Genomic DNA, 14,562 nt, shown 5'->3' with positions numbered 1-14,562 from the left:
GAACTCACCTATAAGGTTTCCTGCACCCCTAGTGCACCGCAATCCCAAGCGATAAAATCGATAGAGCTATTTGAACTTCCTTGCCCAGCGAAGCAGCCGCAAGCGTCAGATAGCGTTTCCTTTTTCCGAATCCTCGTGGAAGCAGATTCCTGCCGTGACGAACGCTCCAGAACGACTGAGCAAACAGAACTTCACCACGATTGCGGTGCTGATTGTTTCCAGCTTCGTGGTCATCCTGAACGAGACCATCATGAACGTGGCCCTGCCTGTTCTGATGGATGAATTCAATGTCACCGCTGACGCAATTCAGTGGCTGTCAACCATCTTCATGCTGACTATGGCCGTGGTCATTCCAATGACCGGCTTCCTGCTTCAGCGGATGAGCATCCGCAATGTCTTCGTCTTGGCCATGGGCCTGTTCACTCTGGGCACCCTGCTGGCTGCCCTCGCGCCGGGCCTGAGCGTCCTGCTGGTGGCCCGTGTGATCCAGGCCAGCGGCACCGCCATCATGATGCCGCTGCTGATGACCACCATCTTGCATCTGGTCCCTGCTGAGCGCCGCGGCGTGCTGATGGGCAATGTCTCCATCGTGATCTCCGTAGCCCCGGCCATCGGCCCGACGGTATCCGGACTGATCTTGCAGTACCTGTCGTGGCGATTCATGTTCATCGTGATCATCCCGATCGCGGTAGCAGCTCTGCTGATTGGCACCCCTCGACTGTCCAAGGACGTTGACGGCGCCTCGACGCCGCTGTCCATTCCTTCGCTGATTCTGGCCATCCCGGGTTTCGGTGGCCTGGTCTACGGCCTCAGCGGCTTGTCGGTTGGCGTCACCCCGCTCAACCTGGGCATCCTTGTTGGCGCGATTCTGTGCCTGCTCGCTTTCGTTTTCCTGCAGCTGAACCTGCAGAAGGAAGACAAGGCGCTGCTGGATCTGCGTCCGCTGAACTACAGGGCTTTCACCCTTTCGCTGGTGCTGATGATGTTCTCGATGATTTCGCTGTTCGGCGTGATCATCCTGCTGCCGATGTTCTTCACCAACGTGTTGGGCATTGAAACCCTGACCACCGGTTTGATCATGCTCCCGGGCGGTCTGCTGATGGGTGTCCTGGCGCCATTGGTCGGAAAGCTCTACGACAAGGTCGGCGCCCGTCCGCTGATCGTTCCCGGCGCCCTGGTGCTGCTGGTTTCGCTGCTGGGCTACGCGGTGGTCCTGGATGTGGACACTCCGATCTGGCTGCTGGTGGTCATGCACCTGGTGATGAGCTTGGGCCTGGCCTTCATCTTCACCCCGGCCTTCACCACTGCGCTGAACCCGCTGCCGCACAGCCTGCACTCGCACGGTTCGGCCCTGCTCTCGACCTTGCAGCAGTTGGCCGGCGCCATGGGCACCGCCCTGCTGGTTGGCGTTGTCGCCTCATCCACCGCCGCGAAGATCGCAGCTGGCAGCGATCCGCTGACCGCTTCGGTCGAAGGCTTCCAGCCTGGCTTCCTGATCGGTGCCGGCTGCAGCATCGGCATCGTGGTGATCGGCTTCCTGCTTGGGGGCAAGAAGAAATCGGCTGGAGTCGAAGCCGAGCCTGCGACGGTTCCGAGCCACTAGGCTGCAGGACAGTGCAAGAGCCGCTGGATCCCATCGCGGGGTCCAGCGGTTTTTCCATGCCTGCGGCCAAGATTCTTCGCCTCCACGCAACTGGCCAGTAATGTAGATCACAAGACCACTGTCTACAAAGGGGTAAACATGCAGTTGCAGGATTCAGTCGCTCTGGTCACCGGCGGCCTATCGGGATTGGGACGTGCCACGGCGCAGAAGCTGGCCACCGCGGCCAGGCATGTGGTGGTTCTCGACCTGCCGCGTGAGGATGGCGATGAAATCGCCGCCGAGATCGGCGCGAATGTCCGCTTCGTGCCAGCTGATGTGACTGACGCGCAGCAGGTGGCTGCCGGCATCGAACGTGCCAAGGAACTTGGCACCCTGCGGGTGCTGGTCAATTGCGCCGGTGTGGCAACACCGGGCAAGGTGCTGGGCCGCGAGGGAGTGCTGCCGCTGGAGCGCTTCGCCAAGGTGCTGGACATCAATGTCAACGGCACCTTCAACGTGATCCGCCTGGCCGCAGAAGCCATGGCGCATAGCGAAGCGCTGAGTGATGAGCAGGGGAGCACCGAACGCGGGGTCATCATCAACACCGCGTCGGTGGCGGCCTTTGACGGCCAGATCGGGCAGCCGGCCTATGCGGCCTCCAAGGGAGCAGTAGCGGCCATGACCCTTCCGCTGGCTCGCGAGCTGGCGAACCACCAGATCCGCGTCATGACCATCGCACCGGGCATTTTCCACACGCCGATGATGGCCGGCCTGCCGCAGGCTGCCCAGGACTCGCTCGGAGCCCAGGTGCCGCATCCTTCGCGTCTTGGACGTCCGGAAGAATACGCGGCATTGGTGGAGCACATCGTGGCCAACCCGATGCTCAACGGCGAAACCATTCGCCTTGATGGAGCCATCCGCATGACGCCACGCTAGGCACCCGTGGCGGGCGCGGCCAGTCCTAGAACTCTATGGGCTTGCCGCGCTGCGCACGGTGCTCGGCATGGCTGATCTGGAACCGGCGGTTCTCGGCCATCAGGAAGACCAGCAAGGCCATGAAGATCCAGACCGCGCAGACCCACAGCGGCGCGGACTCATTGAGCCAGCCCTGGATTGCAGCGGCGATCATGCAGATTCCGAAGCCGCTGGCAAAGGCGTGGCGGCCGCGCTCCGAGTGGGCGAAGGCGGCGGCAACCACTGAAATTCCGGCCGCCACCACCACAGCAAGAAGTCCCTGCCCGCCGTCATTCCATCCGGCGGCGGCAAACCAGAGCTGCAGGGCATAGACCAGGCTGGAACCGGCAAAGAAGCTTACCGGGGCATCGGTTGCCCAGCGCTCCATGCGGTTTCGCGCAGTATTCCTGTTCAGCTGGAGCACGCCGTACAGGGACAGCAGCGAAGCAATGGTTGCCAGGATGGCAGCGCTGATGACCAAGAACCCGGAGGCCAGGGTGATGGCGCAGGCCATCATCGCTGTGGCCGGGATCGAATAAAGGGAAATGATTCGCTGGCGTCGCGCCGAAAGCTGGTCGCGGCGCAGCGAAAACGCGGCACTGAGGACCAGCGCGATGGCAGTTGCCGGCCACAACACCGAATGCACCAGGCTGGTATCCAGCAGGCTGGACGGCGCGCGTCCATGCAGGCCGGAAGGCAACGCCAACGAGGTCAGCAGCAGCAATAAGCCCGAAGCGCCCAAGAGGTAGCCGCGGACCGTATCGAAAGGTTCCACTGCAGGGTTGGGGCGATGATCCGGCGCCGCGTAGGGCAACGCGAAGGAGGACCGTTCTGCCGCCGAAGCAATGGCAGACTGGGCCGACTCCACCAGGGAATCGAGTTGCGGGGTCCGCTGGTGTTCGGCCATCTTGCCTTCATCCTTACCGGTCACGGGATAATAGGCACCAGCCTAGGGCAATTCTTCCCGCGTGAGAAGGGGTTATGGGACCGACGGCGCTTCCAGTAGCCGCTGTTGCGAGCTGAAGCTGCGCGCGTGGCCGGTCAGCGGATCAGTGAAGGAAATGGTGTGCGCCAGCAATTGCAGCGGGCGCCGGTAGTCATCCGGGGCCAGATCCCACAACCGCGGATAGAACGCATCATTGATGATGCCCAGGCCCAAGGAAGCCAGGTGCACCCGCAGCTGATGGGTCTTGCCCGATCGCGGTTCCAGATCCATCAAGGCGACCTCCAGCCCGGCATGGAAACCGGTGCTCGTCCCGATCGCCTCGAGCTTGACCAGGGTCTGGGCGTTCGGTTCGCCTTCTTCCACAATGGAACGCAGCTGGCCCTTGACCTTGGCCATCCGGTTCTCGAAGAGCAGCGGCATCCGCTGCAGCAGGTCACGCAGCTCGGATTCCGGTTTGACCTGCGAATGCTCCCCATTTGGATGCAGCACCCGTCCAGTTTCCAGGCCTTCGCCCGGCTGCAGGGCGACCACCGCCTTGTAGCGCTTGGCGATCTCGCGGCGTTCGAAGAGCATCTGGTAATCGCCGCGGGTCGCCGGATTCACCGCGAAAAGAATGACCCCGGCGGTGGCCCGGTCCAGCCGGTGCATCGGCACCAAATCATCGATGCCGGTCTGGTTGCGCAGGCGCACCAGCGCGGATTCCTGGATGAAGCGTCCGCCGGGTGTGGTGGGGAGGAAATGCGGCTTGTCCACGACCAGCAGATGCTCGTCTTGGTGCAGGATCCTGGCTTCAAAGGGAATGGGAGTTTCTACCGGCAGGGAACGGTAGTACCAAATGAATTCGTGCTCGCCCAGGGGCGTCTGGCGGGTGAGCGGAGTGCCGCCCAAGCCAACGATCTGCTGATCATCGAAGCGGCGCAGGATGCCCTCTGGATCCACATGGCCGAAGCGCTCAAGCAAATAATCTGCGACAGTTGCCCACGAACCGGTCCGCGGGAGGCGAAGACGAGTTGCATTGACGCCGTTGCGCACGGGAAGCGGGGATTCCATAGCCATAGGGGCTATTCTCCCATCTTTGCCAGGACCGCGCAGGCCGCGGTCTGCTAGGTTGGTTCGATGGCCATGCGTAAATACAGCGAAGTCGACGTCTTTTCTCCCACTGCATATCTGGGCAACCCCTTGGCTGTGGTCCACGATGCAGAAGGCCTGGCCAGCGGGCAGATGCAAGGATTTGCCAAGTGGACCAATCTGGCCGAGACCACGTTCCTGATGCAACCGGAGGATCCGGCCGCCGACTACCGGGTGCGGATCTTCTCTGCCACCCAGGAATTCCCCTTCGCCGGCCACCCGACGCTGGGCTCGGCCTTTGCCTGGCTGAAGGCCGGCGGGGTTCCCAAGAAGAAGGGACGGGTCATCCAGGAATGCGCCGCCGGGCTGGTGGAGGTGCGCGTTGAGCCGCAACGGCTATGGTTCGCTGCCCCGCCGCTGACCCGCTACGAACCGGTTGCCGAATTGCTGGTGCAGCGCATCGCCGAGGTACTGGCGATTCCCCGGGAGCAGATCCAGGATGCCTCATGGCTGGTCAACGGCCCGGAATGGATCGGGGTGAGGCTCTCCAGTGCGCAGCAGGTACTGGCCTTGGACCCGGATCCCAACGCCCTGGGGACGCTGGCCATCGGGGTTGCAGGTCCGCAGGAGCCAGGGGCCGGCACGCAGTTCGAAGTGCGTGCTTTCGTCGGCGGGGACCCAGTGTGGGAAGACCCGGCCACCGGCAGCCTCAATGCGGGCCTGGCCCGGTGGCTGGCCGATTCCGGGTTGGCTCCCGAACGCTACATCGCCGCCCAAGGCACCGCGATCGGGTACCAGGGCCGGGTGCATCTGCGCGTGGAGGACGGCGTGGTCTGGGTGGGAGGCGACGTGAACAGCTGCGTGCAGGGCGAAGTCGACCTCTAGGCTTGCAGCCGCGCCCCGCCGCCTAGGCCGCTGGCTGGCAGGAAGGGCACAGGTAGCAGTCCCGCTCGGCACCGGTGGAAGCCGAGGGAATGCGCAGCAGCCCGATGCGGGTTCCGCAGCGCAGGCAGGGCTTCGACGCCCGGCCGTAGACCCACAGCGGGTCGCGGGTGCGCGGCTGCCCGGTAGTCACCCGCCGCGACCGGTCCTTGTTCACCACCAGCAAGCGGTGGGCCAGTTCGATTAATGCCGGCAGGCCGGCCACCTCGCCCACCGCGGTGAGCGGATGCACGCGCCGCAGGAACAGGATCTCGCTGCGGTAGACATTTCCCACCCCGGCCATGATCCGCTGGTCCAGCAGCGCTTGGCCGATGCCCAGCTGCGGATCGGCGCGCAGGTTGTCCAGCGCCCGTTGCGCATCCCAGTCCGGCCCGAGCAGGTCGGGTCCCAGATGGCCGACCACCTCGGATTCCTGTTCGGTTGGCAGCAGTTTCACCTGGGCGATCTCGAAGCCCACGGCCTTGGCGTTTGCTGTTTCCAGCACCACCCGGGCGGTATGCGCCGGGCGCTTCCAGCGTTCGCCTGGCGCATAGAGATCCCAGCGCCCTTCCATGAGCAGATGCGAATGCAAGGTCAGCGCAGGCTGGGCGAAGGCCGGGTTCGCAGTAGCCGGCGGCTGCAGGCGCATCAGCAGGTGCTTGCCCCGGGGGATGACCTCGCGCACCGTGTACCCGGCGACGTCCACGGTGGCCAGGGCCGGGACGCGGAAATCGGAGGCCAGCAGGATTTCGCCGGCCAGCGCCTGGTGCAGGCGGGCGGTGGCGCGGTAGACGGTATCGCCTTCGGGCATGGGCAGCGCTCCTTCGATAGCGGGTCAGCGGCGGAAGCGGATGCCTTGGGGCGTCGCATAGAAACCGGCGCCCAGCAGGGCGGCGCCGACCGGATGGCCCTGCACCGGCTGCCCGTCGACCGTGGCGATGGCGATCTTGTCGACCTGGGCGGTGCGCAGCGCGGCGACCATCGCCGTGGCGAGGATGCGCCAGGACGGCTCGGGCAGCTGCCCGAAGGTCAGCACCGTGCGCCCGCCGCGCTCCAGATAGAGGCTCAGGGCCCCGTCGAGCAGCCCGACGATTGCGCCGGCCTTGCGCCCGGGGCGGTGCCCGGTTTCGGTCGCAGGCCAAGCCAGCGCCGCGCCATAGGGGTTCGCCGGATCGGTGGAAGCCAGCACCGTGGCCACCGGCTGGCGGCGCGGGTCATCGGCCAGCTGGAATCCGCGCAGCCGGTCAATGGTGGTGGAGGTGGAGAACTGGGCGGCGCCGAGCTTCTCGACGAAGTAGCCGCGCCGGGCATGGCCAGCTTCTTCCAGCTTCGAGAGCACCCGGTAGAGCTGGCCGAAGCCGCCGGGCACCGACTCGGCGGCCACCGAGCCGCGGGTGAGCACCCCGTAGCGTTCCAGCATGATTTCCGCGGTGGCGTGGGCGCTGATCGTGGGGTCCGCTACCGGTGCGGGCAGCAGCGACCAGCGGGCCGCGCCGCGCGAGCCGCGCGCCGGCCCGCCGGCTTGTTCCCGGGCCAGCCGGTTCAGCCCGGAGAGCCGGTTCAATCGTGCGGCGCGGGCCCGCGGGGCGGGCTTGGCGATTTTGTGCGCGGTGCTTCCGCCGGCCAGGTAGCCGCGGATCGGCGCCATGGTATCCGGTGAAATGTACCCGGCCCAGAACAGCCTCCAGCAGGATTCGGCGACCTCGTGGCTGCTGGCCGCCGGCTCATCGCTGCGGTGGATGCGCCCGGCCAGCTCCTCGGCGAAGTAGGCGCCGGTGGACTCGAAGGCCTGGAGCACGCGCAGGTCCAGGGCTTGCAGCGCGCTGGCATCGGGCTGGGGAAGGCTCAGCGCTGCATGCTCGGCGGTGTGCAGCGACAGCCAGCCGTCCTTGCCGCCGGCGGCTCCGGCGCCGCAGATCAGGATATCCCCGGAGCTGCACAGCTCATCCAGCCAGGAATTCTGGTAGCCCCTCAGCCGGGCCGGGAACACGAAGGATTCCAGGGCGGAGGCGGGGACCTCGGCGCCGGCGAGCTGGGCAACGATTTCATAGGCGCCGTCGGCTCCCTGCAGCGAAGAACCGATCTGCTGCCAGGCCGGCAGGAAGCGCCCGTAGGTGTGCTGGTCCACCGGCTCCACCTCGGCGCGCAGCGCCGCCAGGGATCGGGTGCGGATGGTGCGCAGCACCGCCACGTCGCAGTATTCGTCGCCGGCCACGCCTTCGGGGACGAGCTCCAGCGGGCGGAAGGCCCCCAGCGACAAGCGGCCGGCGGCCACCAGCTGGTCGAGGACCGGGCGCAGCACCGCGACGCCCAGTCCCAGCTGCGCGGCCAGCTCCCCGAGGGTGAACGGGGCGTGGGTGCGGGCGAAGCGCGAGACCAGGTCCTGGATCGGAGCGGTGGCAGGCTCCAGGAAGGCCGCCGGGATGCCGGTGGGCAGCGGGGTGCCCAGCGCATCGCGCAGCTTGCCGGCATCCTCGATGGCCGCGTACACCAGCTGGCCGGAGCGGCGCAGGGTGAAAGCCCGGCGCGTGGAAACCAGGGCCTCGGCGTGGGCCCGGGCGCTGGCAGGATCCAGCGCCGCCTCGTCATCGGCCGGATCGCGCAGCCGGGCGGCCAGCTGCCCGGCGTCCAGCGGACCCAGCAGCCGCAGCAGGTCCGCGGCGCCTTCCATGCCCGCCAACCGGCGGTTGGCTGCCAGATGCTGCAGCTGCTCCTGCAAGGCCGAGATGACCTGCGGGTCCAGCACCTCGCGCACGTCGTTGCGCCCGAGCAATTCGCCCAGCAGCACCGGATCCAGGCTCAGGGCGGCGGCGCGGCGTTCGGCCAGCGGCGCGTCGGATTCGTAGAGGAACTGCGCCACGTAGCCGAAAAGCAGGGATTGGGCGAAGGGCGAAGGCAGCTCGGTGGTCACTTCCACCAGGCGGATGGCCCGCGAGGAGATGCTGGAGAGGATCCTGGACAGCGCCGGCAGATCGTAGACATCATTCAGGCATTCGCGCACGGTTTCCAGGATGATCGGGAAGTCCGGGTAGTTGCGGGCCACATCCAGCAGCTGGCTGGCACGCTGGCGCTGCTGCCACAGCGGGGTGCGCTTGGTCGGGTTGATCCGCGGCAGCAGCAGCGCGCGGGCGGCGCATTCGCGGAAGCGGGAGGCAAACAACGCGGAATTGGCCACCTGCGAGGTGACCACCTCGATGATCTCGTCGGCTTCGAAGGCGAAGAGGTCCGCCCCGGGCGGCTCATCGTCCATGGCGGGGATGCGCAGCACGATCCCGTCGTCGGCGGCCATCGCCGAGGCGTCCAGCCCCCAGCGTTCGCGGACCCGCGCGCCGACGGCCAGCGCCCACGGGGCGTGCACGGCCAAGCCGAACGGGGAGTGCAGGATGACCCGCCAGTCGCCCAGTTCATCGTGGAAGCGCTCGACCACGAAATTCTGGTGGTTGGGCACCTGGCCGGTGGCCCGGCGCTGCTCGTCCAGGTAGTTGAGCAGATTGTTCGCGGCGAACGGATCCAGCCCGCTGCCGTGCAGCACTTCGGCCGCTTCGGTGCGTTCGCTGGCCAGCAGCTTCGTGGTGAATTCGCCCAGCGCCGCCCCGAGTTCCACCGGGCGTCCCAGCCCGTCGCCGTGCCAGAAGGGCAGCTTTCCGGGCTGGCCGAAGGCCGGGGTGACCAGCACCCGGTCGTGGGTGATGTCCTCGATGCGCCAGCTGGTCGCCCCGAGGGCGAAAATGTCTCCGACGCGCGATTCGTAGACCATTTCCTCGTCCAGCTCGCCCACGCGCTTGGGCGCCTTGTCATCCTCGGATCCGGCCAGGAAAACCCCGAACAGCCCGCGGTCCGGGATGGTGCCGCCGGAAATCACGGCCAGGCGCTGCGCCCCGGGCCGGGCGGTGAGGGTGCCGGCATCCCGGTCCCAGATCAGCCGCGGCTTGAGCGTGGCGAATTCATCCGAAGGGTACTTGCCCGAGAGCATGTCCAAGGTGGCCAGATAGGCGCTGCGCGGCAGCTGCTGGTAGGGGGCGGCGCGGCGCACGGTGTCGAACCATTGCTCTACGTCCAAGTCGTCCATGGCCACCGCGGCCAGGGTCTGCTGCGCCAGCACATCCAGCGGGTTGGCGGGGATCACCATCTTCTCGATGGCTCCTTGGCGCATGCGGGTGACCACCAGGGCGGTGGAGAGCAGGTCCGCCCGGTGCTTGGGGAAGAAAGCGCCCCGGGAGACCGAGCCGACCTGGTGCCCGGCACGGCCCACGCGCTGCAGCCCCGAGGAGACCGAGTTCGGGGATTCGACCTGGATCACCAGATCCACCAGCCCCATGTCGATGCCGAGTTCCAGGGAGCTGGTGGCCACCACGGCGCGCAGCTTGCCCAGCTTCAGGTCTTCCTCGATCTGGGCGCGCGAATCCTTGGACACCGAGCCGTGGTGGGCACGGGCCAATAACGGAGCTTCCGGGTGCGCGGCAGCGGTGGAGCCGGCCTGGGCCATCAGCGCTGCAGGGGTGGAGGTGGCTGCATCCTCGGCGCTGAATCCCTCGCGTTCGGCGTAGATTTCGTTCAGCCGCCCGGTCAGCCGCTCGGCCAGCCGGCGGGAGTTGGCGAAGATGATGGTCGAATGGTTGTCCAGCACCAGATCCACCAGCTGGTTCTCCACATGCGGCCAAATGCTCGCCGATGCCGCGGGGGAGGAACCCGGACCCAGATCATGCGCTCCGGCCGCGGAAGGCAGGTCGGTCATGTCTTCCACCGGGACGCGCACCGCCAACTCCCATTTCTTGGTGGACGGCGGGCGCACGATGTTCACCGGGGCGGATCCGGCCAGGAAGCGGGCCACTTCTTCGGGCGGCTCGACGGTGGCAGAGAGCCCGATGCGCTGGGCCGGGGCGGGCAGCAGCGCGTCGAGCCGTTCCAGTGACAGGGCCAAATGGGTTCCGCGCTTGGTATTGGCAATCGCGTGGACCTCATCGATGATGACGGTGTGCACCTCGGCAAGGGACTTGCGTGCTTGGCTGGTGAGCATCAGGTACAGCGACTCGGGCGTGGTGATCAGGATTTCGGGCGGGTCCTTGAGCAGCTTGCGCCGGTCGTTGGCCGGGGTGTCTCCCGAGCGCACTCCCACCGACACCGACGGCTGGGACAAGCCCATTTCGTGCGCGGTGGCGCGGATGCCAGCGAGCGGAGAACGCAGGTTGCGCTCCACGTCGACCCCGAGGGCCTTCAGCGGAGAAATGTAGAGCACCTTGGTGCCATTGCCTGCTGGATGATCGGCATCGGAGTCCATCCCCGGCAATGCTGGAGCGTCAAGTTCCGCGTGGTGCAGCCGGTCCAGTGCCCAGAGGAACGCGGCCAGGGTCTTGCCCGAGCCGGTAGGCGCGATGACCAGGGTGTGCTTCCCGTCCGAGATGGATTCCCAGGCGCCACTCTGGGCAACGGTGGGCGCGGAGAAGACGTCGGTGAACCACTTGCGGGTGGCTGCGCCGAACCGGGACAGGACATCGCTCATGGAATCGATACTACGGTCTGCGAACGACAAGATCGGCCATTATCCGCCCGCCGTGATCTCCCGCAGGGCCGCCACATGGCTGACATAGGCCCGGCGTCCGGATTTGGTCAGCGAAACGCGCATATGGCTGCGCCCCAGCTTGGTGAACCGCTCGATGCCGATATACCCGGCATCGGCGAGCTGCTTGAGGTGCTTGCTCAAGACGGAGTCGGCGACATCGAGGATGCCGCGAAGGTGCGCGAATTCTGCCCACTGCACCGGGGCGAGGCTGGCGCAAATGCGCAGCCGGATGGGTGCATGGATCAGCTCGTCGAATTGCGCATTGCTAGATGGCTTGTTCATTTCCATCCTTGATGCGGGATTTGATGGTTTCGCGGCGCATGATCCACAGGGAACCGGTGAAGACAGCGGCCAATGCGAGGAATTTGGGTATCGCGAACAGCCAAGTCTGGGGAATCCAGAAGGTGCACAATTGCAGGGCGAGCATCATGAACAGCATGACAGCGATGTATTTGCCCGAGTGCCTCAATGCAGGGCGGGACTTGGGCCGCTGGCGCGACCAGTAGGCGTACCAGGCGATCAATGGCACATAGAGCACCGGCGACCAGCTCCAAAGGGCGATGTCGATGACTCCGTAGAGCGAAAAGATTGCCGCCGTGACGATGCCCAGGACAATCATGAATGCCCCGGGGGGCTTCGGTGGCGCTGACGGTGCCGCTCGCGGCTTCTTCGGCCGCGGCGAGTTGGGAAGCGGCTTCGCGCTCCGAGGGGATCTGCGAATTGTTCACCTGGCTAGGCCGCCATTTCCTGGGCATCTTGCACACGGTCCTTGTCCCATGCCGTTTGCGCGGAGGAAAGCAAATGCCATAAGGCGGTGCAGGAAACGACTAATTTCGCACCGATGCTCCAAGGGTCCTCGGCGACCCAAAAGCGCAGGCACATCACGATCATTGAAGCCAGGAACGCGTACCAGCCGTAGGTTGCCGAGCTGCTGAGCAAAGGGCGCATCTTGGCGCGGCTGCGCATAATCACGTAGTGCACGAGGGCTGCAACGACAGCCACCGCGAATAACGCCAGAGCCATCTTTGGCGAAAGGACATGTTCAAGACTCATCGCGGTGCTCCCGAGCACCACGTACACGAAGAGGGTGGCCCGGGAAGAAGTGCCGGCAGCGACCATCTTGTTCGAGGCCTGGTCCGCGGAGGCCAGGCGCTCCGCGGCGGTCAGCTTGTCGATTCGTTCTTGCCCCTCAGCCATGATTTCCCTACTTTCCGTTATGAAAAGTCTTGTCTTTCCAAGTTGGAAAGTCAAGGGAATGGCTTAAACGTGATGGTACTTCCCGCCTGCCAGGATGTCCTGCGCGCGGTAGAGCTGCTCGGTGAGGATCAAGCGCACCAGCTGGTGCGGGAAGACCAGCTTCGAAAGCGACCAGATGAAATTGGCCCGCGCATGCACGGATGCGTCCACGCCGTACGCGCCGCCGATGATGATCACGACACTGCGCGAAGCATCAATCGGGGTGCGCAAAGTATTGGCCAACGCAGGGGAGTCCACGTTCTTTCCGCGCTCATCGAGCAGAACCACGAAGTCGCGGTCATCGATTTTCGCCAGGATGCGGGCCGACTCCTCGGTGCGGGCCGCGTCGTTCTCGCGCGAGGAATGGTTCAGCAGCTGCCAGGTGAGGTCGAAGGGCTTCTTCAGCCGCTTCCCGTAGCGGGAAATACCCTCGTCCACCCAGGATTCGTGTTTCTTGCCAACTGCCAGCACCTTGATCGTCATGCTTCCATTGTTCCGCATCGATCGAGTTCAGCGCTTCGCGCCCATCCCGATACGATGGAAGCCATGCGATCCTCATGGTATTTCCGGCAAGGCCAACGTTCCCGCGGCGCACAGGTGCTATGGATCATTTTCGGGCTGGTCGTCGCCATGTTCTACTTCACCCGCAGGGTGCTGGTCTCCCTGCACGCGGGCGGATGGGCCAAGGATCTGGACGCCCCAGCCTACCAATGGGCACTGGAGCACCAGTCGCCGTTCCTGTTTGCGGTCTCCGACTTCCTGTACTTCTGGGGATCCACACCGGGAATGACCATGATCATGCTGGTGATCACCTCATTGCTGTGCTGGAAAACCCGCAGCGCGTGGCCGTTGGCGGCCATCGCGTTCACTGCACTGGTCTCGGTCCTGCTGACCGTTATTCTCAAGACAAGCCTCCAGGTGCCGCGTCCCCAAGGCGTTCCCGGAGGCCCGGCGCCGCCGCAGACCTTTTCGTTCCCCAGCGGGCACACGCTGAACTCGGCCGCGCTGATCGGCATCGCCAGCTACCTGGCGATCATCTACGGGCTGCGCCGCTACGCGTACCTGATCTCCATCGTCGCGGCGCTATTCGTCCTGGCGATGGGAGCTTCCCGAATCTACATCGGGCACCACTGGGTCTCTGACGTGCTGGTGGGGTTGCTGATCGGGGCCGCATGGGCCGCCGTCGTGGCGATCCTGCACTACTACTTCGTGCCGCGGCCGCAGGTCCCTAGGCCAGCACCCGGATCGGTGCGCCGCTAGCCCACGCGCGGATGTCTTCCACCGCGTCGCTGTAGAACATCTCGAACTGCTCGATGGTCACATAGCCGATATGCGGGGTGGCAATCACGCCCCGGGTAGCGGCCAGCCGGTCCTTGGCCGGCAGCGGTTCCACGTCGAAGACATCCACCGCGGCCAGGTGCAACTGCCGGCTGTCCAGCGCGTCGATGAGCGCGTCGGTCTGCACGATCCTGCTGCGCGAGGTGTTGACCAGGATGGAATCGGGACGCATCCACGCCAGCTGCTTGGGTCCGATGACCCCGGTGCTGCGCTCCGAGAGCTTCAGGTGCACGGTGACGATGTCGCTGGTGGAGAACAGCTCGGCTTCGGAGACCAGCTCCACGCCCACTTCGGTGGCGCGGGCCTTGGTGAGATTCTGGCTGTAGGCGATGACCCGCATGCCGAAGGCCAAGCCGACCTTCGCAACCTTCGCTCCCAGATTTCCCAGGCCGTAGACGCCCAGGGTCTTGCCGGACAGGCCCAGTCCGAAAGTGGTCTGCCAGCCCGAGCCAGCCGCCAGCGGGCGGTCCGCGGAAAACAGCTCCACGTCCAGTCGGCGCGCGGCGCTGAGGATCAGCGCCCAGGTGTGCTCGGCGGCATCGGTAGCCACATAGCCGGTGTGGCTGACCACGATGCCCTGGTTCTTGGCAGCCTGCAGGTCGATGGATCCGTTGCGGCGGCCGGTGGTGACCAGCAGCTTCAGGTTGGGCAGGGCATTGAGCCGGGCGGCCGGGAAAGGCGTGCGTTCGCGCATGGCGACGATGGCGTCGAAGGGCTGCAGCGCCTGGACGACGGTGCTGTCCTCGTGGCCCAGGTGCTCGGTGAAGACAGTGACTTCGGCGTCCAGGGCGACGGCGAGGCCGTCGAAATCGGCCAGCGAGCGGGCCACGTTGTGGTAATCATCCAGGATTGCAATGCGCATGGATTCATCCTAGGCACCTTCAGCCGATGCTGTCCCACTGTGGGCGTAACAAAAAGCTGGTGCCTGCTCATTGAACTGCTCCCCAAAAGTTGGAC

13 protein-coding genes are annotated in these 14,562 nt (G+C 65.5%); 4 read left to right on the top strand and 9 right to left on the bottom strand.

The genetic code is table 11. The features are described 5' to 3' along the window. The first annotated feature begins 154 nt into the window (after positions 1 to 154). Positions 155 to 1,603: an MDR family MFS transporter gene (locus ACP3TE_RS05385; RefSeq protein WP_426735678.1), complete on the top strand. Its 1,449-nt coding sequence runs from the start codon at positions 155 to 157 to the stop codon at positions 1,601 to 1,603. Between the two features lie 138 nt (positions 1,604 to 1,741). Then, complete coding sequence (locus ACP3TE_RS05380) at positions 1,742 to 2,518, top strand: SDR family NAD(P)-dependent oxidoreductase (RefSeq protein WP_426735676.1); 777 nt, start codon at positions 1,742 to 1,744, stop codon at positions 2,516 to 2,518. 25 nt (positions 2,519 to 2,543) lie between these two features. Here ACP3TE_RS05380 and ACP3TE_RS05375 read toward each other — a convergent pair whose 3' ends face one another. Together ACP3TE_RS05375 and ACP3TE_RS05370 are read right to left on the bottom strand one after the other, a co-directional pair. Continuing rightward, a complete protein-coding gene (locus ACP3TE_RS05375) occupies positions 2,544 to 3,443 on the bottom strand; it encodes a hypothetical protein (protein ID WP_426735674.1) in 900 nt (299 codons plus the stop codon). A 72-nt stretch (positions 3,444 to 3,515) separates the two neighbouring features. Then, positions 3,516 to 4,538, bottom strand: a complete 1,023-nt coding sequence (locus ACP3TE_RS05370) for a pseudouridine synthase (protein ID WP_332487417.1) — start codon at positions 4,536 to 4,538, stop codon at positions 3,516 to 3,518. A gap of 60 nt (positions 4,539 to 4,598) precedes the next feature. Here ACP3TE_RS05370 and ACP3TE_RS05365 point away from each other — a divergent pair, with 60 nt between their 5' ends. Further along, the gene (locus ACP3TE_RS05365; RefSeq protein WP_332594857.1) at positions 4,599 to 5,435 is read left to right on the top strand and encodes a PhzF family phenazine biosynthesis protein; all 837 of its coding nucleotides are present in this window, start codon (positions 4,599 to 4,601) and stop codon (positions 5,433 to 5,435) included. Positions 5,436 to 5,457: 22 nt separating this feature from the next. Here ACP3TE_RS05365 and ACP3TE_RS05360 read toward each other — a convergent pair whose 3' ends face one another. The 6 genes from ACP3TE_RS05360 to ACP3TE_RS05335 all read right to left on the bottom strand — a co-directional run bounded on the left by ACP3TE_RS05360 (position 5,458) and on the right by ACP3TE_RS05335 (position 12,750). Continuing rightward, the gene (locus ACP3TE_RS05360; protein WP_105658584.1) at positions 5,458 to 6,282 is read right to left on the bottom strand and encodes a DNA-formamidopyrimidine glycosylase family protein; all 825 of its coding nucleotides are present in this window, start codon (positions 6,280 to 6,282) and stop codon (positions 5,458 to 5,460) included. 24 nt (positions 6,283 to 6,306) lie between these two features. Next, the gene (locus tag ACP3TE_RS05355; protein ID WP_426735672.1) at positions 6,307 to 10,971 is read right to left on the bottom strand and encodes an ATP-dependent helicase; all 4,665 of its coding nucleotides are present in this window, start codon (positions 10,969 to 10,971) and stop codon (positions 6,307 to 6,309) included. A 39-nt stretch (positions 10,972 to 11,010) separates the two neighbouring features. Then, the gene (locus ACP3TE_RS05350) at positions 11,011 to 11,313 is read right to left on the bottom strand and encodes a transcriptional regulator (protein ID WP_105658582.1); all 303 of its coding nucleotides are present in this window, start codon (positions 11,311 to 11,313) and stop codon (positions 11,011 to 11,013) included. Beyond that, positions 11,297 to 11,650: a hypothetical protein gene (locus ACP3TE_RS05345; protein ID WP_426735670.1), complete on the bottom strand. Its 354-nt coding sequence runs from the start codon at positions 11,648 to 11,650 to the stop codon at positions 11,297 to 11,299. The genes ACP3TE_RS05350 and ACP3TE_RS05345 overlap by 17 nt, the downstream gene beginning before the upstream one ends. Positions 11,651 to 11,763: 113 nt before the next feature. Then, positions 11,764 to 12,228 carry a hypothetical protein gene (locus tag ACP3TE_RS05340; RefSeq protein WP_426735668.1) on the bottom strand — a complete coding sequence of 155 codons (465 nt, stop codon included), beginning with the start codon at positions 12,226 to 12,228 and terminating at the stop codon, positions 11,764 to 11,766. 63 nt (positions 12,229 to 12,291) lie between these two features. Next, the gene (locus ACP3TE_RS05335; protein WP_426735666.1) at positions 12,292 to 12,750 is read right to left on the bottom strand and encodes a 23S rRNA (pseudouridine(1915)-N(3))-methyltransferase RlmH; all 459 of its coding nucleotides are present in this window, start codon (positions 12,748 to 12,750) and stop codon (positions 12,292 to 12,294) included. 63 nt (positions 12,751 to 12,813) lie between these two features. Between ACP3TE_RS05335 and ACP3TE_RS05330 the strand changes: the two genes are divergently transcribed. Then, positions 12,814 to 13,527 carry a phosphatase PAP2 family protein gene (locus tag ACP3TE_RS05330; protein WP_332727251.1) on the top strand — a complete coding sequence of 238 codons (714 nt, stop codon included), beginning with the start codon at positions 12,814 to 12,816 and terminating at the stop codon, positions 13,525 to 13,527. Here ACP3TE_RS05330 and ACP3TE_RS05325 read toward each other — a convergent pair. Continuing rightward, complete coding sequence (locus ACP3TE_RS05325; protein WP_426735664.1) at positions 13,496 to 14,467, bottom strand: D-2-hydroxyacid dehydrogenase family protein; 972 nt, start codon at positions 14,465 to 14,467, stop codon at positions 13,496 to 13,498. The genes ACP3TE_RS05330 and ACP3TE_RS05325 overlap by 32 nt on opposite strands. Positions 14,468 to 14,562 lie beyond the last annotated feature (95 nt).

The organism is Glutamicibacter sp. 2E12 (genome assembly GCF_050030965.1).
Classification (GTDB): domain Bacteria; phylum Actinomycetota; class Actinomycetes; order Actinomycetales; family Micrococcaceae; genus Glutamicibacter.
This window is presented reverse-complemented; position numbering and strand designations above follow the sequence as displayed.

Excerpts from the sequence above, each read along its gene's own strand:
- ACP3TE_RS05340 (WP_426735668.1), bottom strand. The coding sequence starts at position 12,228 with ATGGCTGAGGGGCAAGAACGAATCGACAAGCTGACCGCCGCGGAGCGC.
- ACP3TE_RS05350 (WP_105658582.1), bottom strand. The coding sequence starts at position 11,313 with ATGAACAAGCCATCTAGCAATGCGCAATTCGACGAGCTGATCCATGCA.
- ACP3TE_RS05335 (WP_426735666.1), bottom strand. The coding sequence starts at position 12,750 with ATGACGATCAAGGTGCTGGCAGTTGGCAAGAAACACGAATCCTGGGTG.
- ACP3TE_RS05380 (WP_426735676.1), top strand. The coding sequence starts at position 1,742 with ATGCAGTTGCAGGATTCAGTCGCTCTGGTCACCGGCGGCCTATCGGGA.
- ACP3TE_RS05365 (WP_332594857.1), top strand. The coding sequence starts at position 4,599 with ATGGCCATGCGTAAATACAGCGAAGTCGACGTCTTTTCTCCCACTGCA.
- ACP3TE_RS05370 (WP_332487417.1), bottom strand. The coding sequence starts at position 4,538 with ATGGCTATGGAATCCCCGCTTCCCGTGCGCAACGGCGTCAATGCAACT.
- ACP3TE_RS05360 (WP_105658584.1), bottom strand. The coding sequence starts at position 6,282 with ATGCCCGAAGGCGATACCGTCTACCGCGCCACCGCCCGCCTGCACCAG.
- ACP3TE_RS05355 (WP_426735672.1), bottom strand. The coding sequence starts at position 10,971 with ATGAGCGATGTCCTGTCCCGGTTCGGCGCAGCCACCCGCAAGTGGTTC.
- ACP3TE_RS05345 (WP_426735670.1), bottom strand. The coding sequence starts at position 11,650 with ATGATTGTCCTGGGCATCGTCACGGCGGCAATCTTTTCGCTCTACGGA.
- ACP3TE_RS05325 (WP_426735664.1), bottom strand. The coding sequence starts at position 14,467 with ATGCGCATTGCAATCCTGGATGATTACCACAACGTGGCCCGCTCGCTG.
- ACP3TE_RS05375 (WP_426735674.1), bottom strand. The coding sequence starts at position 3,443 with ATGGCCGAACACCAGCGGACCCCGCAACTCGATTCCCTGGTGGAGTCG.
- ACP3TE_RS05330 (WP_332727251.1), top strand. The coding sequence starts at position 12,814 with ATGCGATCCTCATGGTATTTCCGGCAAGGCCAACGTTCCCGCGGCGCA.